General features: G+C 39.6%; 18 protein-coding genes. 12 read left to right on the top strand and 6 right to left on the bottom strand.

What is annotated here, in order from left to right; genetic code table 11:
* Positions 1-2: 2 nt before the first annotated feature.
* The gene (locus L1283_RS12590; RefSeq protein WP_046672794.1) at positions 3-410 is read right to left on the bottom strand and encodes a cytochrome c maturation protein CcmE; all 408 of its coding nucleotides are present in this window, start codon (positions 408-410) and stop codon (positions 3-5) included.
* A gap of 385 nt (positions 411-795) precedes the next feature.
* Between L1283_RS12590 and L1283_RS12585 the strand changes: the two genes are divergently transcribed.
* Positions 796-1,755: a lipid A deacylase LpxR family protein gene (locus L1283_RS12585; protein ID WP_088163018.1), complete on the top strand. Its 960-nt coding sequence runs from the start codon at positions 796-798 to the stop codon at positions 1,753-1,755.
* 88 nt (positions 1,756-1,843) lie between these two features.
* Here the strand turns inward: L1283_RS12585 and L1283_RS12580 are convergent, their stop codons facing one another.
* Entirely contained in the window at positions 1,844-3,094 is a 1,251-nt protein-coding gene (locus L1283_RS12580) for a dicarboxylate/amino acid:cation symporter (protein ID WP_070560724.1), read from the bottom strand.
* A gap of 573 nt (positions 3,095-3,667) precedes the next feature.
* On the opposite strand from L1283_RS12580, the gene mnmD reads away from it, so the two are divergent.
* The 6 genes from mnmD (at position 3,668) to L1283_RS12550 (ending at position 12,491) form a co-directional block, all read left to right on the top strand.
* The gene (mnmD, locus tag L1283_RS12575; RefSeq protein ID WP_429626156.1) at positions 3,668-4,333 is read left to right on the top strand and encodes a tRNA (5-methylaminomethyl-2-thiouridine)(34)-methyltransferase MnmD; all 666 of its coding nucleotides are present in this window, start codon (positions 3,668-3,670) and stop codon (positions 4,331-4,333) included.
* A 122-nt stretch (positions 4,334-4,455) separates the two neighbouring features.
* Positions 4,456-5,037: an RNA polymerase sigma factor gene (locus L1283_RS12570; RefSeq protein ID WP_429626155.1), complete on the top strand. Its 582-nt coding sequence runs from the start codon at positions 4,456-4,458 to the stop codon at positions 5,035-5,037.
* Positions 5,038-5,208: 171 nt separating this feature from the next.
* Entirely contained in the window at positions 5,209-6,405 is a 1,197-nt protein-coding gene (locus tag L1283_RS12565; protein ID WP_286833876.1) for a FecR family protein, read from the top strand.
* A gap of 128 nt (positions 6,406-6,533) precedes the next feature.
* Positions 6,534-9,878 (top strand): TonB-dependent receptor, encoded by a 3,345-nt coding sequence (locus L1283_RS12560; protein ID WP_286709652.1) that lies wholly within the window; start codon positions 6,534-6,536, stop codon positions 9,876-9,878.
* Positions 9,879-9,887: 9 nt separating this feature from the next.
* Entirely contained in the window at positions 9,888-11,339 is a 1,452-nt protein-coding gene (locus L1283_RS12555) for a RagB/SusD family nutrient uptake outer membrane protein (RefSeq protein WP_115046586.1), read from the top strand.
* Positions 11,340-11,345: 6 nt separating this feature from the next.
* Positions 11,346-12,491: a metallophosphoesterase gene (locus L1283_RS12550; RefSeq protein WP_286709653.1), complete on the top strand. Its 1,146-nt coding sequence runs from the start codon at positions 11,346-11,348 to the stop codon at positions 12,489-12,491.
* Here L1283_RS12550 and L1283_RS12545 read toward each other — a convergent pair.
* The 3 genes from L1283_RS12545 to L1283_RS12535 all read right to left on the bottom strand — a co-directional run bounded on the left by L1283_RS12545 (position 12,486) and on the right by L1283_RS12535 (position 15,813).
* Positions 12,486-13,175, bottom strand: coding sequence for an SMUG2 DNA glycosylase family protein (locus L1283_RS12545; protein ID WP_115049391.1), 690 nt, complete (start codon positions 13,173-13,175; stop codon positions 12,486-12,488). The genes L1283_RS12550 and L1283_RS12545 overlap by 6 nt on opposite strands.
* A gap of 102 nt (positions 13,176-13,277) precedes the next feature.
* Complete coding sequence (locus tag L1283_RS12540) at positions 13,278-13,775, bottom strand: FKBP-type peptidyl-prolyl cis-trans isomerase (RefSeq protein WP_075994257.1); 498 nt, start codon at positions 13,773-13,775, stop codon at positions 13,278-13,280.
* Positions 13,776-13,812: 37 nt separating this feature from the next.
* Entirely contained in the window at positions 13,813-15,813 is a 2,001-nt protein-coding gene (locus L1283_RS12535) for a thioredoxin domain-containing protein (protein WP_429626153.1), read from the bottom strand.
* 200 nt (positions 15,814-16,013) lie between these two features.
* Here L1283_RS12535 and L1283_RS12530 point away from each other — a divergent pair, with 200 nt between their 5' ends.
* The 4 genes from L1283_RS12530 to L1283_RS12515 all read left to right on the top strand — a co-directional run bounded on the left by L1283_RS12530 (position 16,014) and on the right by L1283_RS12515 (position 21,149).
* Positions 16,014-16,628, top strand: coding sequence for an RNA polymerase sigma-70 factor (locus L1283_RS12530; protein WP_429626152.1), 615 nt, complete (start codon positions 16,014-16,016; stop codon positions 16,626-16,628).
* A 2-nt stretch (positions 16,629-16,630) separates the two neighbouring features.
* Positions 16,631-17,641 carry a FecR family protein gene (locus L1283_RS12525; protein ID WP_145329352.1) on the top strand — a complete coding sequence of 337 codons (1,011 nt, stop codon included), beginning with the start codon at positions 16,631-16,633 and terminating at the stop codon, positions 17,639-17,641.
* An 18-nt stretch (positions 17,642-17,659) separates the two neighbouring features.
* A complete protein-coding gene (locus L1283_RS12520) occupies positions 17,660-20,227 on the top strand; it encodes a TonB-dependent receptor (RefSeq protein WP_429626150.1) in 2,568 nt (855 codons plus the stop codon).
* Positions 20,228-20,312: 85 nt separating this feature from the next.
* Complete coding sequence (locus L1283_RS12515) at positions 20,313-21,149, top strand: hypothetical protein (RefSeq protein WP_429626148.1); 837 nt, start codon at positions 20,313-20,315, stop codon at positions 21,147-21,149.
* A 189-nt stretch (positions 21,150-21,338) separates the two neighbouring features.
* Here L1283_RS12515 and L1283_RS12510 read toward each other — a convergent pair whose 3' ends face one another.
* Positions 21,339-21,830, bottom strand: a complete 492-nt coding sequence (locus tag L1283_RS12510; protein WP_075994251.1) for a SixA phosphatase family protein — start codon at positions 21,828-21,830, stop codon at positions 21,339-21,341.
* Between the two features lie 133 nt (positions 21,831-21,963).
* On the opposite strand from L1283_RS12510, the gene L1283_RS12505 reads away from it, so the two are divergent.
* Positions 21,964-22,767: a methyltransferase, TIGR04325 family gene (locus tag L1283_RS12505; RefSeq protein ID WP_145329357.1), complete on the top strand. Its 804-nt coding sequence runs from the start codon at positions 21,964-21,966 to the stop codon at positions 22,765-22,767.
* The last annotated feature ends 4 nt before the right edge of the window (positions 22,768-22,771 follow it).

Raw genomic sequence — 22,771 nt, 5'->3', positions numbered from 1 at the left:
AATTAATTATTGAAAGCAGTAGCATTGATCTCGGTGACGACCGATTTATCGTTATATTTTGACGGACATTTCATCAATATCTTACTTGCCCTAAACACATTTCCGTCCATTTTTCCTGTCAATACAATTTGCTCTGAACGTTCAATATCTTGAGGTTTGGCGCCTCTAAAAATCACTTCACATTCTGTACCATCGTTGTCACGCATGAAAAACGAAAATTTGTTGGCGTCAGTTTTGGGATCATAATGAAGCGCTTTGTCTTTATTCAATTGACCTACCACATATAGTTCGGTTTTCTTTTCTTTAGCTTCGGTAAATGTCGAATAGGTACTTGAATCGGTATAGATAACAAGTATCATGGCAATTGCGACAGCAATGATAGCGATTAGAATAATTGAACTTTTTTTCATTTGTATTTACTTATTTTATAAGTGTTTGATCTCATCGTATAAATGAGCTCGTTTCACCCGGTTTGTTTTTTCTTAACGATGAATAGCTGTTCCAATCTGCCAGATATCCTCCTGTTTTTTCAGAAAGATTATTACCCAAATCTGACAACGTTGTGCTCACTAAAATCCCAAATTGATTACATTTGAGACCTAATCGAATGCAAAATTACAAATAGATTCGCTAAGAAAGGAATAATGCAACTTTTCCATATTATTTATATCTATTCTAAATAGTTTGAATTAATTGGAAAAATAAGCTAGATTCGAATGCTTTTGAATAATTTGAAGTGAAATTTGCTATTTTGGTTCTAATGATATCGCATGAATTTTACAATTGCCTGTTAATATGAGTGTTGCTTTGCGATTTTTAGGCCTCTTTTGGGCTGTTATATTCCCCTGCTTTTTTGTTTTTGGACAGGTAAAATTCCGTAATCAGGAAATTGCTATCCAAAATGACAATGACGTTTATCTACTGACGGGTCAGGACCGCTATTATACCAATGGTATCAATATCAACTATAGGATTGCGTTGCCAGGGAAACCAGATAGTCAGACTTCAAATACGGTATTGGATTTTGAAATAGGCCAACGGATTTACAATGGTATCAGTATCATTGACTATAGACGGCAGGAAAAGAAATACGATAGACCATTTGCAGGTTACCTCTATTTTAGTGCTGGGATAACACGGTTTTTACCGCACGATCAGGTTGTTGAGTTTAAGACTGAATTGGCGCAGATCGGCCCTAAATCCTACGGTGAAGAAGCACAGAAGTTTATCCATCATCTCTTTGGGATGTACGAGGCGACAGGTTGGGATACGCAGCTTGGAAATTCCTTTGGTATTGATTTAAGTGCAACCTATAAAAAAGGACTATATCGCAGTCAAAATCAGCAATTCGATGTCGGAATTATAGGTGAGGGGACCATTGGATTAAATAATACCAATATGGGAATTGCGGCCCCGCTTCGGTTGGGGAAGCTGAAATCCTATCAGGCATCCACCTTTACACATGGGCATTTGACACAGGGAAGAGCGAACAATGATAAAGAATGGTATTTTGTCTATCAACCAAGCGTGTCTCGTATTTTTTACAACGCAACGGTAGAAGGAGGGAGAGGTAAAAATGATCCCATAGGCAAATTATACACTATTCAGCCTTGGATGCTTAGTCACCGCATTGGTTTCAATTGGTCTAACCACAAGATCAATTACGGTATCAATTACATCTTCAATTCGAAAGAGCTCAAATCGGTGTTTCACCGGCATCAATATGGCGAGCTGTTTTTTGCCTACCGTTTTTGATCAGCCAGCCATAAGTAGGACCTACATGGATCCGCTTGATAGGATCTTCGTTGGTCCAGCGTTCAAATGTTTGTCGTTTGGAGATTGTTTAACCTGGGTTTTCGGGAATAGGGTCAGCCAGTTTTTGCCCGATCAATCTGGTGGTGAGCATAGCGGCCACGGTATCTCCAGTAGCATTGAGCATTGTTGCGAGAGGATCGACGAGGGTTGCTATGATCATAATGGAAGGGATCACCTCCGTTGGCATCTGATAAACCGATATGATCAGCATTTCTCCGATGTAGCCACCATTAGGAATACCTCCGGCTACGATGCTCACCAGTAACGTAATGCCAACCGCCATAATCAGATTGGCTGGATCAAAAAATTCCTTTCCGCTTAATAAAAGTGCGATATAGATTTTAAAGATACAGGCGATCGCGGATCCATGCTTGTGCAATGTTGTGCCTAGGGGAATGACGACACTAGCGACGCTGTCCGGGATTCCAATTTGCTTGGCTGCAAGTAAGTTGGCTGGCATGGTGGCGAGACTACTGCAGCTGCTCAATGCGGTCAAGGAAGGCAATATATTGTTTTGCCAGTAACGTTTAATTCCCTTTAGTCCGAATGCAAAAAAAGCGAATAAACTGAATACCGTGAAAAAATAGAAGATTCCAAAAAAGTAATATAGACCGATAGGTTTGGCATAAAAACCAAAAAGCTGAGGGCCTAATGTTCCAACCTGATAGGCAAAATATGCTCCCAAACCAATGGGCGCGAGGTTCATGACCATCACGAGCAGATTTCCCATCACAACATTGCCCGAGTTTATAAATTTACGGAAGGTCTCTGCAGATGCCCCTGATTTGCGCGTAGCAATGCCAACGAGGAACGAAAAGATGACAAAGGCCAGCATATTTTGTCGTGATAATAAACTTGAAAATTCGCTAACGGTTAAAAAGCGGACCATTTTTTCACCCCAAGAATCATGAACAACTGTTTCCATGATCTTGTTTGTTTGTTCAATAGGCAGTGGAGCATCTACTGGAAAGAGGTAAAGGAAGCAGATGCTTGACAGTCCGGCGACGACAATACCCAGTACAAATACGAACGACATCATGCCGATGATCCTTCCCAGTACACTGTCGCCATTGATATTCGCAACAGATGAGGATATGGCAAAAAACACCAATGGTATGACGCTGACAAAGAGGAGGTTTAGGAAAATGTCACCGATCGGTTTAAGATTGTTGACGATATGCGGAAAGAAGATGCCGATCAAACTTCCAATACTGATCCCAAGGAGTAGAAGTAAGATACTGCCGTAGTTCTGCACAAAAGTTTTTGTAGCGTATTTCATAGGTGTATGATTAGTTATTTCAAAAGGAGTTCATTCACATGGAAGAACTGCTTATATTGTCTTTGTATTTGGTCACATTGAGCATATCCAATGCTGTTGTATTGCTTGCGCTTGTTAGGTTTGGATATTTCATTAGGTTTTGTGAATATTTTGTATTTAAATTGCTAAAATAGTGTTTTTCTCGAATAGGTCTATTAAAACGAGCTGAATTTATGCGTGTTTGTTCATTTTTGTTTTACCTTGCTGAAAAAATCCGCTTTTTGCCGACCTTGTTATCTTACTGAAAACTTTTTTTGTCGAGGTATCCATCATCTCTGCACGCTCGGTATTAATATGTATTTTTCATTTGGAAGTCGATGTACTGCTTAATTGGTTGACATCTCCTTCAGGCTACGCTGATAGATGGTCGTGCTTCGGAAATCATGAGGATTTTGATACACGCATCGGCTTTTTTATCTTTGGACAGTAGCAGTGACTAAGTGTCATGGACAAGGAGTAGGCCATTCGTTTGGCGTCTGTTTCTTCATTTGGACGTCATGTGTGAAAATTAGAACTTAAAGTATTTTTATAAAAATGGAATTTGTAACGACAGGAGATGGCTCGAAAACGTTGTTTAATGCAGAAATAGGTGAATGTTATCATTCGAAACATGGTGCGGTGCAAGAAAGCAGGCATGTTTTTATAAAAACAGGGCTCGAACACTATGTACAAACGACAGGAGCGACCGACGTCGGTATCTTGGAGGTGGGGTTCGGAACAGGCTTGAATTTTTTGCAAACAGCTGACTTTCTTAGCGATAAATCCGTTCAGGTGGAATACGTCGGGATAGAAGGATTTCCTTTGCCTTTGTCTACTATTGCTGCAACGGGCTATGAGGCGACGGTAGATCCGACCGTGTGGGCAAGCTATTTGAATGCATACGAGCAGGCTTTGACGGAAAACGTACGGATTAACGAGTACTTAAAGCTTCATATTGACCATACCTTATTGATGAATTTCCAGTCGGATCGCTTGTTTGATGTCGTTTATTTTGATGCTTTTGCGGCAGTGCATCAGCCTGAGATGTGGAATGATGCTGCGTTGGGACATATCGCGCAGTTTGTTAAACCGGGTGGTGTCTTTGTGACCTACGCTATTACCGGGAACCTCAAACGCAGTATGAAAGCATTGGGCTTTTCAATAGAGAAGACGCCTGGTGCGCCTGGCAAGCGTGAAATGCTTCGTGCGACTAAGTTATAAGAAGGGCGATTGTCGACTTTAAATTATTGTTAACTGCTTGGTATTCTAAAAAGTGTTTTCTAATTTAGCCCAAAATAGAGGCGCTAACCTATTCACCACTTGTGGTTTATATTTTACTACTAATGACAGATTCGCAGTTGATAGACAGTTTGAAGACAGATGGCCAGGAAGGATTTGTTGCGATTTATCGTAAATTCTATAAACAACTGTTATTCTTTATACTTGGTTATCTGAAGGAAAACCGTGTGGCCGAGGAAATCGTGGCCGATGTTTTCGTTAAGGTATGGGAGCGTAGGTCTGATTTTTATACAATGGAAAATCTAAAGGCCTTTATCTATATTTCGGCAAAGAATGCGAGTCTGAATGTTATTCGGTCGGAGCGTTCTAAAGGCATCCATGAATCCTTGACAAATTATGAGGATCTGTTGGTAGATGATCGCGACGTTTTCTCAAAAATGATTCATGCGGAGTTAATCCACTCTATATTTATTGAGGTCGGAAAGCTTCCGGAAAAACAACGGGAAGTTTTTAATATGACCTATCTTGAAGACAAGACTGTCGAAGAGATTGCAGAAGAGCTTCAAATGAGCCCAACTGCTGTATACACAAACCGTTCCCGTGCGATACATACCATACGAACCTTGTTGGGGACTAAAAATGCATTAACGCTCCTCGCGTTTTTATCTTCAGTCGGCGAGAATTAGCCGGGGCGTATCCGATTTTATACCCCGCTATTTATTCTGTTTTGACCCTTATCTTTTTATTTTCTGATTGGTTTTCTAAGCTTCTGCGCTGTTTTTTTACCTGTTTAATATTTTTTTACTTTTTTATGTAAGATTCTGTGAGTCGCCGTGTTTTTATTGACGAAAGAAACGATGACGAAAAGTATGCATGGTACAGACCACATTATAACACTTCTGAACTCCTATTTAAAGGGTGAAATTCATCCTGATACACATGTGGAACTCCGGTTGTTATTTGAACAATACCCAGAATTGCAGAGCATGTTAATGGAGTTAGAAAATCCAGAAAACCTTCAGCAAGAACTTAAAATTTATGAAAGTCTTTTTGAGGCTGATGCAATAAAGGCAGAAGAAAGGGTTTTGTCGACCATTTTAGATCGAATTGACGTAAAGTCAACTGAGCAGCAGGTGAGCTGGTTCAAAAAATATCGGTTGTATGCTGCTGCTGCGGCATGTATCATCGGTTTAATTGGGCTGGGGACTTGGAAAATGAAACAAGATGAACAAGCTCAAACTGTTGTTGATCCGATACTCCTGGCTAAAGATCTTGTACCCGGAGCCAATAAGGCAAGGCTTCAGCTTGCCGACGGAACGCATGTAGACCTGGATGGGCGTTATAGTGGGATTTTAATGGGAAGTAAGATCCAGTATAGCGATGGTTCGGTTGCAGTGAATACAAAAGAAGATAAAGGACAGATGATGGTCTTGTCAACACCTAGAGGTGGGCAATATCAGATTTCCCTGTCTGACGGTACTAAGGTGTGGTTGAATGCCGATACGCGCTTGCGTTATCCCAACAAGTTTATAGGCCAAACACGTGTTGTAGAATTAGATGGTGAGGCTTACTTTGAGGTCGAAAAGATGCGGGATAAACCTTTTGTGGTTGTGACCAATAAAGAGAAAGTCGAAGTATTGGGAACTCATTTCAATGTTTATTCTTTTCCGGGAGAGCAGGAATCAAAAGTGTCTTTGTTGGAAGGTAAAGTAAAGGTATCTGTGCCTATAGGAAAGGAAAGACTGCTTGTTCCCGGAGAACAGGCTTTGGTGAATGGCGAAGAACTCTCTGTTCAACAAGCCGCTGTAGAGGAAAGTATTGCCTGGAAGAATAATGAGTTTACATTTAACGATGAACCTTTGGGAACGGCATTGACACAAATAGCGAGATGGTATGATATTGATATCGAAATAGCTCCAAGTGTGTCGAAAATTAGGTTATGGGGATCAGTATCGCGTTTGGACAATTTTGATAAGGTACTTAAGATTATCAAAATGACAGACGATAAAATAAAAGTTCAGATTGAAGGAAGGAGGGTGAAATTGATGAAATAAGAATACATTAAATCATTATTTCGTCCTTTTAAGGAGCTGAGGAAGGTGGCACTTCCCCAGCAAATTGGTTCGAGATATAATAAAACTTACTCAACTGTTTATTAAACTAACAAAACCAACCAAATGTAATGAAAAAGTATAAATACCTCATTATTATGAAAATGATTATTATGCTTCTTTTGTTTAGTATCGTGCAGCTTCAAGCTGGAAGTTTCGCTCAGACGGTGCGTATAAAAAAGAAGAATAGTCCTATTGTTGATGTATTTCGGGAAATCAAAAAACAAACTGGATATACCGTATTATGTAAATCAGAAATTATCAGCAATAGTCCTAAGGTCAGTGTGGATTTTAATAATCTCTCCTTAGACCGGGCATTAAATGAACTGTTGTCTCCTAGAGGTCTTAGCTACATCAAAGAAGGCAATTCTATTATTGTGAAGATTAGTGATAACAGTCGTCTCGAGCAGTATGCGCCGCTCACAAATGTAGGCTGGCTAGCAGAGCAAAGCCCTGTTCAGGGCAAAATTACCGATCAGGATGGCAAAGTGCTTGCTGGGGTAAGTGTAGCCGTAAAGGGCGGAAAAAAAGCAACTGCATCAGACGCCAATGGAAATTATACAATTGCTGTAAGCAGAGGGTCAATTCTGGTATTTAGTTTTGTTGGCTATGAGCGTAAAGAAGTAGAAGTGAACGGAGATGTCTTGAATGTTAGCATGCATCCAAGTCTATCGAATCTGGCAGAAGTCGTTGTCACTGGATATGGTACATTTAAGAAATCGGACTATACTGGCTCTGCTTCAACAATACGTACAGAGCGTATGTCAGATGTACCAGCAGTAGATTTTTCGACAATGCTCCAAGGTAATGCACCTGGAGTGCAGGTTAATTCCCTATCGGGTCAGCCAGGAGGTTCAACGGATATTCGAATACGGGGTATGGGGTCTATCAATGCAGTCAATAGGCCGCTTTTTGTTATCGATGGAGTGCCAGTGATGTCGGGCGATATCTCTTCTAGCAGTTCAAACAATGCTGGTCTCGATGTCATGTCTACCTTGAGTAATGCAGATATTGAGCAGATTACGGTGATAAAAGATGCGGCAGCAGCTTCGCTTTATGGCTCCCGGGCAGCAGGCGGTGTTATCTTGATCACAACCAAATCGGGCAAGGCCGGGAAACCTGTATTTTCGTTCAAAGGTGACTATGGGCTTTCCAGTCAAGCGACAGATTTTCGTGAGGTAATGAATGGTCCGCAACGGCGCGAAATGCTACTTGAAGGGCTTCGCAACAAAGCACGTTATATCGACAAGTTGACTGACGAAACATTGATTGAAGATTTTGCACAAAACAATATTGATAAATATGCACCGCAACCCTGGAGCGGCTGGACAGATTGGAAAAAGGAACTATTTCGTCGCAATTCACCGTTTAGAAACGCAGACTTGTCAGCTTCCGGTGGGGATTCCAAAGTCTCATACTATACATCATTGGGCTATACCAATCAAACAGGCTTGTCTTATCAGTCTGGTTTTGAAAGGTTAACAGGTCGTTTGAATGTGAAATACAAAATGAGCGACAAGCTAGAACTTGGGGCTAATATTTTATATTCAAATGTGAACCAGGATGTTAATTCGGAAGGCGGAACTTACACATCACCGATCTATTCATCACGTCACAAACTGACTGCTTCCGAACCTGTATATAATGAAGACGGTAGCTTCTTTTTGGATTTTTTCTCCAATGGTCCACGTAATCCGAAAGCATCATCATTGTATAATTACCGTCGGGAAAAAGCAGATCGATCGTTCAATACCGTCTTTGCAAACTATAAGTTTATGGATGGTCTCGTTTTCAATACAACCTTCAGTTTAGATCATACAACGACTCGATACAACTCCTGGTCTGATCCGCGGACTTCAGATGGTGAGAAGACAAATGGTTCATTGTCTACAAGTTTTACCGACTATAATCAAATGGTGTGGCGTAATAGCTTGACCTATACCAAGACATTTGCGGCGAAACACCATTTGGATGTTTTGGGCGGTTATGAAGTCAACCGTTACCGCAGAGATGGGATGGATGGGGCCAAAGATAACTTCCCTTCGGTAGAAAAGATTGTACTTTCCAATGGTTCGGTGCTCACTGATCTTTCCGGGTCGAATACGGAATGGCGATTGCTGTCGTATCTTTCGCGCGCCAACTACAATTATGATGATAAGTATTTCTTAGGAGGAAGTGTGCGCATGGATGGTAGTTCAAGGATTCATCGGAGCAGCCGTTGGGGCACATTTTGGTCACTGTCAGGCGCATGGAAGTTTACGAAAGAGAGTTTTATGGACTCTTTGAACGATGTGCTGACAGATGGAAAGATTCGGGTGTCTTATGGTACAAACGGTACTTTGCCTTCAAGTTATTTCACCTACATGGATTTAACAGGATTTGGCTATCCGTATGGGAATAATCCGGGGATCAGGGAAACACAGATCGGAAATCCAAACCTAAGATGGGAAAAACAGAATAACCTTAATATTGGTTTGGATGTTCGTTTATTTGATCGATTGGGACTTACATTCGAATGGTATAGAAGGCAGTCATCAGATTTATTGAATGATATGCCGACCTCCTTAACAACGGGTTTCGGATCTTACCTGACAAACATTGGAGCAATTCGAAACTCGGGTATCGAAGTGGATCTGAATGCAGATATTCTACGTGACAAAGCGTTCAAATGGAATGCGAGTTTGAATTTCGGTATGAACAAAAATAAGACAATAGCTTTGGCCGATGGTAGTGAGGAATTACGCGATGGTACGTCAATACATCGTATAGGCCAGCCTTGGTATAGTTATTATCTTATTGAGTTTGCTGGAATAAACCGGGAGACTGGGGTACCTCAATATTATGTCAATGACCCTTCAAATTTAGGATCAAGGGATATTACAGAGGATTATACTAAAGCTAATCGTATTCTTTACAAAAGTGTCGATCCAAAACTGATCGGTGGGTTTACCAATACGTTCCGGTATAAGATGTTTGATCTGAATTTCACCTGGACTTATTCACTTGGCGGCAACTCCTATGACAGTGGTGCAAGCAAGACTGAACTAGGCGGAAAAACTGGCTATGATAATATACCACAGTATTATGAACGGAGATGGCAGAAGCCTGGTGACGTAACCGATATCGAGATGTTTATGGTCGGGAATACTTACGATATGAGTAGTGTGGCCAATACACGTCGTGTCCATTCTACGGATCATATTCGATTGAAGAATATGACTTTTGGTATTTCTTTGCCACAGCAGATCTCGCGTCGCCTCAAAGTAAGTAATATTAGGGCATATTGTTCGGGCGTAAACCTATTGACGTTTGCAGCCTACAAAAACTATGATCCGGAAGTACCTGTAAATGGTACCGTGTATTTTGAGTCCCCTAAATTGAAGACAGTAACCTTTGGTTTGGATGTTAAATTCTAAAAAAAGACTATGAAAAATATATTATCAATGGTATTGCTCTCTTCCACTCTTTTGGTGGGATGCGGTGACCAATGGTTGGAGAAAGCGCAACCGAGTACATCAACAGAAAGTTCGCAGGCTATAAAATCTGTTCGTGATGCGGGATATGCCTTAAATGGTATTTATGATATTATGCGCGGATATGAATACTATGGCGCAAGAATGACCTATTATGGGGATGTGACAGGAGAAGATATGTTGGCTAATGGTGATACAAAAAGAGCTGCAAAGTATTATCTTTTTGACTTTAATAAAGATAATACACCTAGTTCATTGTGGTATCAACCCTATCGCGTATTAAGAAATGCCAACGGTATTTTGACCTATGTAAATGGTGTTCCAGAAGGCCAAATGACGGAAGAGCTGGGAGATATCAAAGGTCAGGCCCTCACACTTAGAGCAATGGCCCATTTTGATCTGGTGAAAGTTTTTGGAGCTCCCTACACAAAAGACAATGGCGCTTCTTTAGGCGTACCGATCGAAACTGAGAAACATGCTTCTACCAATAAACCGGTGCGAAATTCGGTTAGGGATGTTTACAAACAGGTGATTGAAGATCTGGAAAACGCAGTGAACTTGTTAAGTGCAGCGAAAAAGAATGGTAAGCTGAATAAATTTGGTGCTCAACTACTACTCGCCAGAGCTTATCTCTACACGGGAGATCATGCAAAGGCTTTTGCGCTGACAAATCAATTCATTAAAGATGCCGAAGCGGCACAGAGTTCGACAAAAGGGCAATACATCCTGTGGACGAATAGTGAGTATGCCACTGTTTGGTCAAAGGATTTTACCAGTGAAATTTTGTTTGGACTATCCGTTCTAAAGACAGAAAGTGGGCCAGGAAAAGAGGGGATCGGCAATTTATTATGGCGTAATGGGTATAATGATATTATTCTGTCGGATGATTATATGAATCTGATTAAGAATGATGCAAACGATGTACGTCATAAAATCATTACCAAATATACCAGCAAGCAAGTTGATTATTATTATCTAAATAAGTATCCGGGCAATACAGCTGATGGGGAGAACCCGGAGTTTGCAGATATCCCGGTGCTTCGTCTTTCGGAAGCTTACCTGATTGCTGCTGAATCGGCGGTGAAGCTAGGTGACAATGCGAATGCTTTAAAGTATTTGAATGCGATTGTTACACGTGCAAATCCGGCAAAATCTATTAGTGGTGTAGTTACTTTAGAACGCGTTATGGAAGAACGCCGTCGTGAACTTGTAGGGGAGGGGCATCGTTTGTTTGATGCTATGCGCAATAATATGCGTATCGAACGAAAGGGCGCTGCCCATGTTTCACCTTCATTGAGACCGGAAACAAAATCCTTTGATCGGACATTTTTTAAAACTTTAATGGCCATTCCAAGGGTTGAAATTGATGCAAATAATAATATTGTTCAGAATGAAGGATATTAATATCGTATGAAAATTCATTTAAAAGCAAAGCACGGTGGTTCCTATGGAATCGCCGTGATCTGGTATTTGTTTGTTCTATTTGGCGTTATGCAAGGTACTGTTGCCCAAAGCGCTTTGGAATTGGGGAAGTTTGACGGTCCTTATTTTTTTTATGAAAATGGTGACAGTAGTTGTATCCGTGTGGAACATGGTCAGGTGTTGTCCGAAAAATCGGAGCATATAAAAGCCTTTAAGGTTTCGACGGAAGACGGTAAGCACCAATTTGAAGTTTGGCGTCATCCCATGGTGGCTCCTGCCTGGTCCTATCGTCCAAGCAAAAAGATTGTGGTCTTGTCGGATCCGCACGGTGATTTTGAATCTTTCTATTCGATTCTCAACGCGCAGAAGGTCATAGGGTTAAACTACGAGTGGACGTTTGGGAGTAATCAGCTTGTCATCATAGGCGATGTGTTTGACCGCGGGAAAGATGTTTTGCCTATCTTTTGGTTGATCTATAAACTTGAATACGAGGCTGCAAAAGCTGGCGGGCAGGTCCACTTTTTATTTGGTAATCATGAAGAGATGGTTTTACGCGGAAATTATAAATATACGCAAGAAAAATACAAAGCTTTAGCAGAGAAGGTAGGTAGGGATTATCGTGACTTTTGGTCAGTAAATACGGAGTTGGGGAAATGGTTACAGACAAAGAATACCATGGAAAAGATCGGGGATAATCTGTTTGTTCATGCCGGGCTAAGTGCAGCGATGTTGGATCCTCAATGGTCGATCTCAGCGGTCAATGACTCGGTACGTCATCATCTTTTTCAACAGAAGGAAGAACGGCAAAAATCGAAAGCTGCTACTTTCCTATTTGGCAGTGAGGGGCCACTATGGTACCGCGGAATGGTTCGTGAAGAAGAAAAATATCTTCCCTTGCCACAAACAGAGTTAGAAAAGTTAATGGATGTATATGGTGCTCGAAAAATCTTTGTAGGGCATACCATTTTTCCGGAAGTAAGCAAATTTTATGCGGGTAAGGTCTATGCTGTGAATGTTGCCAATGAAGCCAATCGCCTGAAGGGCCATAGTCGTGGAGTGCTTCTCCAGGGGGCTAAGGTTATCATTCTTTATGACGATGCTAGCAAAAATAAATACTTCGCCTCTAATTTATAAGCCGCTTAGCAAGTTGATATAATTATCGATAAAATGCAGTTTGTCTTTGGATTTATATTGTTGAATATAGCGCGGATGGTCGAGGACGGTCATTTTTCCAAACAACTTTTCTTCCTTGTTGATCTTGGCGAGAAAGGTTGCATTTTTCTTTCCGAGGACAAAGACCTCCTCTGTGACCAAGCCCATGGAAATGTGCTGTTTTAGGGAATCCAACATAAAGGGGCGGACCATGTCAAAAAGTTGCTTGTCGTCGTAATAATTTGCATTGATCCAGTTGTTGGGCTTTGTTTCTCGGACAATCGCGAGGGGAAATGGCGAATTGATGTAAAACTGTTTGTAGAAGATCTCTGGGCCACCATAAGCTTCAATCATATCGTACATAAAAACCGAAGATATTTCATGGGTATGTGCAGATTGCATCTCTATTCCACATGCACTAGCTAATCTTTTGGTGTCTGTAAAAGGAACTCCCGTTACACCAGCACCGTGTCTGCTCGGATTAATGCCGATAATGAATTTTCTGGTTAGATTATCATTGTAATATTTCTGGTAGAACTGTTCCATTACGACTAATGTTTCGGGGTTATCAAGGTAGGGGTTGATAACATTGAATTCTGGGGGAAGACTTCCTTGATAATGAAGATGTTTATTGAATAAAACTACTTTTTCTGCAAATGTTAGCATCGTTCGTGTGTTTAAAAACAAAATACGATTTTTAAAGAACAAAAAAACAAAGCCGGGTGTCATTTGACACCCGGCTTTGTTTTTTTGTATCTTGGGTCAGGATTAGTGACCTTGTGTACCGTCTACACCATGTGAATGTCCATGAGACAATTCTTCTTCAGTAGCAGGACGTACAGTTAAGATTTCGATATCGAAATTTAATGTTTTGCCAGCCATTGGGTGGTTTAAGTCAGCAACAACTACTTCTGGAGTAACCTCAGCTACTACAGCGCGGAATTGGTTTCCTTGGTTGTCTTGTAAAGGCAATACTTCTCCTACTGGAGGTAAACCTGTTTCTTTGAACATATCTACTGGCAACTGTGCGAATGCCTTGTCATCTTTTTGACCGTAAGCATCATCCGGTGCCAATTCAAATGAAATTTTATCACCAACGTTTAAGTCTGCGATGTTTTCTTCGAATTTAGGTAACATCATACCTACACCATATAAGAAATCTAAAGGTTGTTCTGCAGTTGTTTCTTCAACGAAAACTTTTTCACCGTTTTCTACTGTGTGAAGTCTGTACGTCAATGCTACGACGTCGTTTGCTTTTATAGCCATCTGATTTTGATTTTTGGAAGCCCGAGGCTACCGTTTATTAAATATAATTTATTAACGCTTGTATGGAATCCTGTGGTAGACTGCAGGTCCTGTTTTTACAAAGATATGCTTTTGTCTCCTTTCCGACTCTATGTTCGAGCAATGGAAGATTTTCTTCTGTACCGCCAAGAACAATTTTATTTGGAATATAATAGTTGCCGAGTTCATTTTTGAAAGCCATTGCTTTATCCCCCGTCAATGCAATTTCATTGATTCCATATATTTCTTCTAGCAATAATATTGCCCAATTTGAATAAGCCGAACCATAAGTCTTGATTTGCGGGAATACATTCGCCAGCAATTGGTCTGTAATGGCGATGTAATTTTCATCATCAAAAAGCAAACCTAATCGTTTCAGCTGACGAACCATTGTCGACGAAGAGGATGGAATTACATTATCCATAATTTCGCTTTTCCGTGCGATGAGTTCCTCTGCCTGCGACGATGTATAGTAGAATGTTTTTTGTGATCCATCGTAAAAGAATGCAATGGCCTTATCAGCGAGCTGTCTTGCTTTTGTGAGCCAATTGAGGTCAAATGTCGCCTCATATAATGCTATAAAGGCTTCAATAGTGAATGCATAGTCATCTAAGAAGCCTGCGATCGCTCTATTGTTATCTTTTGGTTGGTGCAATAACTGGAGATCGTCTTGAATAAGATGTGTACAGATAAACTGGGCATTGTTTAAAGCGAGTTCAAGGAAATGGCTGTATCCAAGACTGTGATAGGCATCTATTAGTCCTTTTAGAAATAGCGCATTCCAAGTGGTCAGCTGCTTATGGTCGAGTCCCGGACGGATCCGTTGTTCACGATAGTTGTATAATTTTTTCTTTGAAATTTTTAGAAAATCTGCCCATTCGTCAGCTGACATATTGACCTTTGTTGCTAACTGGTCTGCATTAATGGCGCAAATAGGAATGTTGGTTTTCTCCTCCTCCCAGTTGCCGGCTTGGGTTATGTTAAAATATTGCCCGAGTAGGGGAGCATCATCGCCCAATACCTCGTCAAATTCAACTTTGGAGAAGGAATAGTATTTCCCTTCAATGCCTTCGCTATCGGCATCTAAAGCGCTATAGAAACCATGGTTTGGAGCAAGCATTTCACGCTCGGCCCAAGTAATCGTTTCTTCGATGATCCGTTTATAGAATGGATCCCGACTTTGTTGATAAGCTTCGGCATAAAGGGATAATAATTGCCCATTGTCATAAAGCATTTTTTCGAAGTGGGGAATATGCCAATAATGGTCCACCGAATAGCGGGCAAAGCCACCTCCGATCTGGTCATAAATACCGCCTGATCCAATCTTTTTCAATGTAAAATGAACATGTTCCAAGATTTCCCGATCGTCGGCCAACACAGCATATTTTAGCAAGAACAACCAGTTGTTGGGCAGTGGAAATTTGGGTGCTCTTTGATAACCGCCTTCCTTTTTATCGAATATCTCGATCCAAGGGGTAACAATTTCATTTAAGTCGTCGATTGTGTATTGCGCTGGAATAGGATTGATGGGAAGTTTCTCGGCCCGTTGAATGCCATTGTTTAGCTTTTCGGCATAGTCAAATGCGACTTCGGGTTTCTCCGCCCACATTTGTGCAATTTGCAATAAGATATTCTGCCAGTCGTGCGGTTTGAAATAAGTACCACCGTAAATAGGTCTCCCATCGGGCAGGCAGATACAATTCAATGGCCAGCCCCCGGCATTGGTCATCAGTTGCACCGCAAGCATATACACTTGATCAATATCGGGGCGTTCTTCGCGGTCAATTTTGATCGATACGAAAAACGTATTCATGGTTTGGGCGATGGCTGAGTTTTCAAAACTTTCACGCTCCATCACATGGCACCAATGGCAAGCCGAGTAGCCAATGCTTACAATGATCAGTTTATTTTCGTCTTTTGCTTTTTTTAAAGCTTCCGGCCCCCAGGGCATCCAATCTACTGGATTGTGTGCGTGCTGTTTAAGGTAGGGTGAATTTTCAAATTGCAATTGATTCGCCATAAGACGAAGGTAGTGAAAAAGTAATTATTAACGAGCCTAGTGAAAAACATACAGGCAATAAACTTTGCTGTAGCATTTTTTTTTATTTCTACGTCGTGTTAAAGTAACTTCATTGGATTGAAAATTAATTAGATGTTATATAATGTCCGATGAATTTGATTAGTTTTACATGCATTTATTATTAGCTTTACCGAAGTCCTATGTCAAATGACGTTGATTTGCTTAAGAAGATAGTCCAAAAAGATAGAAATGCTTTTGAAGCTATTTATAAGAGTCATTTCCGTAAATTGTATATCTTGTCTTTTCGGTATGTGCGAGAGGAGGCAATCGCTGAAGAGCTCACCAATGATGTATTTATGATGTTATGGGAAAATGCAGGAAAATTGATCATTAATCAATCACTTGGAGCCTACCTATCCCGCAGTGTTATCAATCTCTCGCTTACTTACCTCAAAAAGAATCAACGTTTATTAGAACGGAATAATGATTATAGCAAGGAACTGGATCTGACAGATGAGGAAGATCAGATCGATAGCGCAGCACTTTACGAATCCAAATTATTGATGATCGAAAGTATATTGGAAGGGCTGCCGCCGCAGTGTCGAAAAATCGTTCTTATGAGTAAGTACGATAAGATGAAACAACAGGAAATAGCGGATCAATTGGGAATTTCAATAAAAACGGTTAAAAATCATTTGACCATTGCTTACGATAAAATTCGGGTGGCTTTGGCCAAGCAAAAAACATTTCTCTTGCTTCTAATCGGCTTTTTATTTTTTTCATTAGGACTTTTTGTTCAGTTTATTATCTTATAGATATGGAAGAAAACAATACTTCAAGATTTATTCCTTATGACTTGATTCAGAAAGAGCTGGATGGGACTATTTCCGAAAGGGAGGAGGCGTTGCTTGAACGTTGGATTTCTGATGATACGGAGAACCATCGATTATATGATGAAATCAGAACAATATCCGATGACCTTATTGCATTGGAACACTATAAAAATGTAGATACCAATAGTCAATGGGATAAATTTAAACTGCAGCTGGATAAAGAAGCCATTGTTCAGGACCAAGAGATCGCGATACCAATTAGCACGATTTGGAAACCCTGGATGAAATTTGTGGCTGCAGCCGTATTGTTGGTTGTCGGTTTTGCCTGTTATCTGAACTTTGACCGTTGGATGGACAATGAAATCCGAATATATGGATCAGCAGCGCAGCAGCCCATTTTGCTTCCTGATAGTTCAATTGTGATATTGCATGCAGGAGCGGAAGCTTTGTTCAATAGGCGAACATTTCTGGGAGAACGGATTGTCGAACTTAAAAAGGGAAAAGCGCTATTTGATGTAAAGCACAAAACGGGGAACTCTTTTGTCGTAGATCTTGAAAACAATTATGTGCGTGATATCGGAACTACTTTTGAAGTGAATTTGCTTGAAAATGATGTTGAGGTTTTTGTTAAGGAGGGCTCTGTCGCCTTGAGCAGTGGAAAAGGAGATCATGCAAAGGAACTTATTCTGCAAAAAAATCAGAAGGGCCTGTATAAAAAACAAACAGCATCCTTGTCCAAAATAGATCTTTCTGAGCAAAATGATACCGAAGTTGCTCAGAAACTGAGCTATTCGAATATTCGATTGGACAGTATCTGCGCGGATTTGGAAAAGCATTTCCGGGCGAATATTACTGTGGTTGGGGATAGCTTAAAAGCGCGGAAGCTGACTATGTATTTTGATGGACAAACGCTCAATGAGATTGTTCAGATTCTCTCCAAGACCCTCAATGTGAAATGGAAATCGGGTAAAAAAGGATATAGAATCTACGAATAGACTTTTCGCATTGCTGATATGAAAGATAGGATACTGTATCGTCTGCTCTTTTTATGCTGGTTGGTTATAGTCATGTGTTCGAAATCCATGGGGCAGAATTCTCCTACGGATTCGCAAATTTCAATTGACACACATAACAAACAGATCATTCAGATACTTGTCGAAATTCATAAAACATACGATATATCCATGTCTTATGATGAGCAGATTTTTAACAAGGACATTATCTATAGTCGATCATTTAATAAATCGAGTTTAGAAGAGGTTCTTAATTATTTGCTCAAAGATTCCAATATTGGATTCACAATGATCAATAGGGTCCTGATCTTCTACAAAGAGGATAAGACTTTTACCATTAAGGGGCGTGTTGTAGATAGTCTAAGCGGTGAAAACCTGATTGGTGCTACTTTGTTGATTGCTGCGAAAAGTAAAAGTAGTTTAAGTAATAAATATGGGTTTTATTCATTAACTCTGCCACTGGAGACCAATGTCTGTGTGGTAAGCTATGTCGGGTATAAAACAAAAATTGTGAAATTTTCTCCCGATATGGAGTTTGGTACATTTTTAATCAAACTTTCCCCTCTAGATATGAATCTAAGTGAAATTGTGATCAATGGAGACTCTATCGGGCGAAGTAAGCAATTACAGGTGTTAAATGGGAAGATAGACTGGAATAGAGCTCGGAGAAGTTCTTTCTATAAGGGAGAAGCGGATATTATCAAGGTTTTACAGATGCAAAATGGTGTTAACGGATTGACTGAGGGGGGGAGTAACTTGTTTGTTAGAGGCAGTGGTAAAGATCAGAATCTTATATTGTTGGATGAAGCCGTTGTTTACAACCCATCGCATTTATTTGGTTTGACTTCTGTCTTTAATCCTGATATCTTAAAACATACTCAAATTTATAAGGATGCTATCCCATCGAATTTCGGAGGACGGATTTCATCCATCATGGAGATGAGCACACGTGATGGCGATGTAAACACAGTACATGTCTTCGGAGGCGCAAGCTTACTGGTTGCTCGCATTGGAGCTGAAGGTCCACTTATAAAGAAAGGGAAGGGATCTTTTTTAGTGACGGCAAGATCAAGTATATCGAATGTGTTCAATAAAGAATATCGTTTGTTCAATGTGAAGGGGAATTACAGTGACTATAATGCCAAATTGAATTACGCAATTGGGGACCGTCATAGGGTCTATGTTTCTGGATATATCGGGCAAGATAAAGTAGTTGCGCCTAATAAAAATACTAATCATTGGGGGAATTGGGCGTCTACATTACGATGGAATTATGTGCATAGTCCACGCCTGTTTATGAATTTGTCCGCGATTTTTAGTAATTATTCGAACAGGTTGGATATCAGTAAGCCCGAATCGCCAGAAAACCGAACATGGCTGACCCAAATTAGAGATTTTAGCCTTAAAACTGATTTTACCTATTTTGGAGGATTAGATCGCATGCTTGATTTTGGAATCCAAGGGACGCTGCATAGGTTCAAACCTGGGGAAATTTCTCCCGTTGATCTAGCTAAGGAAGAAAATATTTTCAGGGCACAAGCATATGAGTATGCAGGCTACGTATCCTTTAACTGGAAGATTGACTCTTCCTTTCGGGTCGTTTTAGGTACACGTTTAAATGCTTTTTATAGCACTTCGTTTGGACAATATTATTTATTGAATAACCAATACAAAGTATTGGCGGGAGATTTGGATAAGAAAAAGACTTATTACGGGATCGAACCTCGTTTTTCTTTTCAGTATAAGTTTGCCGATGCTTATTATGCAAGAATATCTTATAACCGTGTATACCAATATCTACAGCTTTTACAGAATGATGAATTGGCTTTTTCATCGTTGGAGGCCTGGATACCTGCTGGGCAAAATATAAAACCTCAATATACAGATGCAGTCTCATTTCGCATAAATAGAATGATTAATGGAGGATACATTGCGATAGATGGGTATTGGAAAAAGATGAAAAATCAAGTTGAACTTATTGACCATGCGCAACTTATTTTAAATCCTTTTATAGAAACTCAGATAAAACAGGGAAACGGTCGAGTATATGGTTTAGAATTTTCTTTTAATAAACGTATAGGCCCTGTTGAGGGAACTGTTCTATATAGCTATTCTCGGTCCTTTCGCAAAATTGTAGGAATAAATAAAGGCAATGAATACGTGGCTAACTATGACATTCCACATGTGGCAAAAGTTAGTTTGTCTTACGATATCAATACAACTATTCATTTGAATACATTTTATGTATTACAGTCAGGAAGGCCATTAACATATCCAATGGGGTTTACGGAGTATGAAGGCATAGTTATGCCTATTTATTCGGATAGAAATTCACATCGTATGCCGATTTTTAGTCGCTTCGATATAAGCTGTTCTTTCGATTTAGAAACGAAAAAACAGCGAGAAAAAGGTCGGCTAAATACTTTAAATATAGGTCTATATAATGTTTTTGACCGACGTAATCCATTATATTACAGTTTTTTAGAGAGTGGAAATGGTTCCCCCATCGTTAAACAGACTTCATTTTCAGGAATTGTTCCGTCAGTAAATTATGCAATAAGATTTTAAAATAAATGATGTTCCCTGTATCTAAAAGTTCATTTTAATCGTATGGTTAATGTAAATTTGGAACTAGTAAATTAGGTTGGGGCAGATGAATAAAAATATCTATTGGAAAGTCCTTGTTTTGTTGTTTTGCTGCAGCATGCTTTACGCCTGTGAAAAATCAGCGCTAGAAGATGGACAATCTTATGATATGATCGTGGAAGGTGGTATCAATACCATGTATAAAGAGCAATATATTCAATTAAAGCGACTTCATATTTCTGGCGTTACTAGTGAACTTGAAGGAATTACTGCTGCTACGGTTATCGTGACAAATGGTCCAAATCAAATTTATTTTGAAGATGTTGGAAATGGTCTGTATAGAGGTCAATTGTTTGATTTAAGAGATACCGTTGGAAATATATTCCAATTAAAAATTGAATTGAATGGGAAGGTGTATGAATCACAAGATCAGCTAATCACCAATGTGCCGATAGAAAAGTCTTTTATTCCGGTAGAAAAATCTGATGTTAATAAAAAATGGCATGTCAAGGTTGATACATATTTATTTGGTATGAGCAATTCCAATAAATGGCTTATCATGCCGCAAAAGGAATTTTCGGATGAAAGTATGGTATTTTTTAAAGCACCCTATAGTTATAGTTTTAGGTCGGGAGCTCCAAATGTTTTAAATACATTGCTGGCCGCTACTTATAGTTATGAAATGGGAAGGAAAGACAGTTTAGCGATTTCTAAATTTGCAATTTCGCCGAGATATGCAAAGTTTTTATATAATTTGTTCCAAGAAACAAAATGGAAAGGGCTATTGTCAGCTGTCCCTGCGAATGTACAAGGAAATGTCACGGGAAACGCCCTTGGATTTTTCTATGTAATGGATGGAATCAAGAAAACAGTTCCGATGAAAGATATTAGAAACGCTAAATAGCCAATTTAATCATTAAAATTAAGAGCCATATACGTAAGAATCGTATATGGCTTTTTTTATGTGAATTTGTTTCTATTAAATTTTGTTGATTAGAAAATGAAAATGCTATTAGGACTTTTTAATAATGTTATTGTCATTATTAAAGATTGAAGAACTAGACGTGCTTCAATACAAATGGTTCTTTGAATTTTAATCAATTATTTGCCCAAGATCAGCGCAATTGCCGCTGAGCATCTGAAAAGTGAAACCGGTGTCGAGTTTTATCTCTGCGCATGATGACGTCCGTAGATATGCCGCTTTCCGGGTTAAGTATTCCACGAGATCAGTTAACGTAGGATTATGACCGAAGAGCAGAACTTGATTGATATGGTCAGGAATTGCATTGATAATGGATAGCAGATGTTTGTATGTGCATTCGTAGATCGTTTCTTCGATCTGAATATCAAAAGAAGAAGAACCCATGACGTCCAGAAAAGTGCGCGTTGTTTGAAGTGCGCGGTTGGCTGGGGAGCTGATCACCATACTATTTTCGTCAAGATTCAATTTTGTGGCAAGCTTGGCAGCAACCTGTTTTGCATGCTGAATTCCATCGGAGGTAAGAGCTCGGTCAAAATCGTTTATTCCCGGAATGGTTTCAGCTTTGGCATGTCGGATGATATAAAGTTTTTTACTGTTGTCCATGATTAAAATTTTTGATTCTATACTAATAACGCTTGATAGCAATATTTCATTGTAAAAATGATGAGATTACTTTCTTCATTATAACAAAATAGTAAGGTATGAGTTCTGCGATTCTAAAAAATATAAAAGATAAATGATAAAGAAGTTCTTTTCAAAAAAAAGTAATAAAGAAAGGACTGATCATGGATATGGCTGGTCAGGAAGATATATGTATTGGGAAGATGTTAAAAGCTTAACAGATGGGTATGATGCGAATTTGATTTTGAACAGAACCTATCAATCGATGCTTAAAATTCGTGATGGGCATGCTGTATATGAGAGAGATTCCGTGCTATTTGAGAAAAAAGAATATCCTTTTGCACTAATTTCAAGTCTTCTTTATATAGCAACAAAAAATGATTTGAAATTGAAAGTCATTGATTTTGGAGGCTCTTTGGGTACAACTTATTATCAAACACGTGACTTTTTAAAGCCTTTGGAATCGTTAGAATGGCACATTGTGGAACAAGAGTCCTATGTAGAGCTTGGTAAAAAAGAGTTTGAAAATAAGCAGTTAAAATTTTATAAAACAATAGAAGAGAGTATTGCTGATGGCCTGCCAGATATAATTATTCTATCCAGTGTTGTCCAATATTTGGAAAAACCGCATGAATTTCTCAGTTATTTGACGGGTTTGCGAATAGCTTATCTTTTTTTCGATCGTACGGCGTTTGTCTATGAGGGACCTGACCGCCTTACCTTGCAACGTGTGCCACCATCTATTTATGATGCATCCTACCCAGCATGGTTTTTTAATGAGGCAAAATTCCTGAACCATTTTAATGAGTATGAACTACAAGCTCAATTTGCATCCTATGTTATTGGAGAACAAGATATGCTAATTGATGGAAAGTTGGCAGGATATGATAGCGGATTTTTTTTTAAGAAAAAGATATGATGCA

The sequence above is a fragment of the Sphingobacterium sp. HSC-15S19 genome (assembly GCF_050433745.1).
Taxonomy (GTDB): Bacteria; Bacteroidota; Bacteroidia; order Sphingobacteriales; family Sphingobacteriaceae; genus Sphingobacterium; species Sphingobacterium siyangense.
This window is presented reverse-complemented; position numbering and strand designations above follow the sequence as displayed.

Coding starts and splice junctions, on each gene's coding strand:
- L1283_RS12590 (WP_046672794.1), bottom strand. CDS start 410: ATGAAAAAAAGTTCAATTATTCTAATCGCTATCATTGCTGTCGCAATT.
- L1283_RS12520 (WP_429626150.1), top strand. CDS start 17,660: ATGAAAGATAGGATACTGTATCGTCTGCTCTTTTTATGCTGGTTGGTT.
- L1283_RS12550 (WP_286709653.1), top strand. CDS start 11,346: ATGAAAATTCATTTAAAAGCAAAGCACGGTGGTTCCTATGGAATCGCC.
- L1283_RS12570 (WP_429626155.1), top strand. CDS start 4,456: ATGACAGATTCGCAGTTGATAGACAGTTTGAAGACAGATGGCCAGGAA.
- L1283_RS12510 (WP_075994251.1), bottom strand. CDS start 21,830: ATGGACAACAGTAAAAAACTTTATATCATCCGACATGCCAAAGCTGAA.
- L1283_RS12505 (WP_145329357.1), top strand. CDS start 21,964: ATGATAAAGAAGTTCTTTTCAAAAAAAAGTAATAAAGAAAGGACTGAT.
- L1283_RS12580 (WP_070560724.1), bottom strand. CDS start 3,094: ATGAAATACGCTACAAAAACTTTTGTGCAGAACTACGGCAGTATCTTA.
- L1283_RS12565 (WP_286833876.1), top strand. CDS start 5,209: ATGACGAAAAGTATGCATGGTACAGACCACATTATAACACTTCTGAAC.
- mnmD (WP_429626156.1), top strand. CDS start 3,668: ATGGAATTTGTAACGACAGGAGATGGCTCGAAAACGTTGTTTAATGCA.
- L1283_RS12585 (WP_088163018.1), top strand. CDS start 796: ATGAGTGTTGCTTTGCGATTTTTAGGCCTCTTTTGGGCTGTTATATTC.
- L1283_RS12540 (WP_075994257.1), bottom strand. CDS start 13,775: ATGGCTATAAAAGCAAACGACGTCGTAGCATTGACGTACAGACTTCAC.
- L1283_RS12515 (WP_429626148.1), top strand. CDS start 20,313: ATGAATAAAAATATCTATTGGAAAGTCCTTGTTTTGTTGTTTTGCTGC.
- L1283_RS12525 (WP_145329352.1), top strand. CDS start 16,631: ATGGAAGAAAACAATACTTCAAGATTTATTCCTTATGACTTGATTCAG.
- L1283_RS12555 (WP_115046586.1), top strand. CDS start 9,888: ATGAAAAATATATTATCAATGGTATTGCTCTCTTCCACTCTTTTGGTG.
- L1283_RS12560 (WP_286709652.1), top strand. CDS start 6,534: ATGAAAAAGTATAAATACCTCATTATTATGAAAATGATTATTATGCTT.
- L1283_RS12535 (WP_429626153.1), bottom strand. CDS start 15,813: ATGGCGAATCAATTGCAATTTGAAAATTCACCCTACCTTAAACAGCAC.
- L1283_RS12545 (WP_115049391.1), bottom strand. CDS start 13,175: ATGCTAACATTTGCAGAAAAAGTAGTTTTATTCAATAAACATCTTCAT.
- L1283_RS12530 (WP_429626152.1), top strand. CDS start 16,014: ATGTCAAATGACGTTGATTTGCTTAAGAAGATAGTCCAAAAAGATAGA.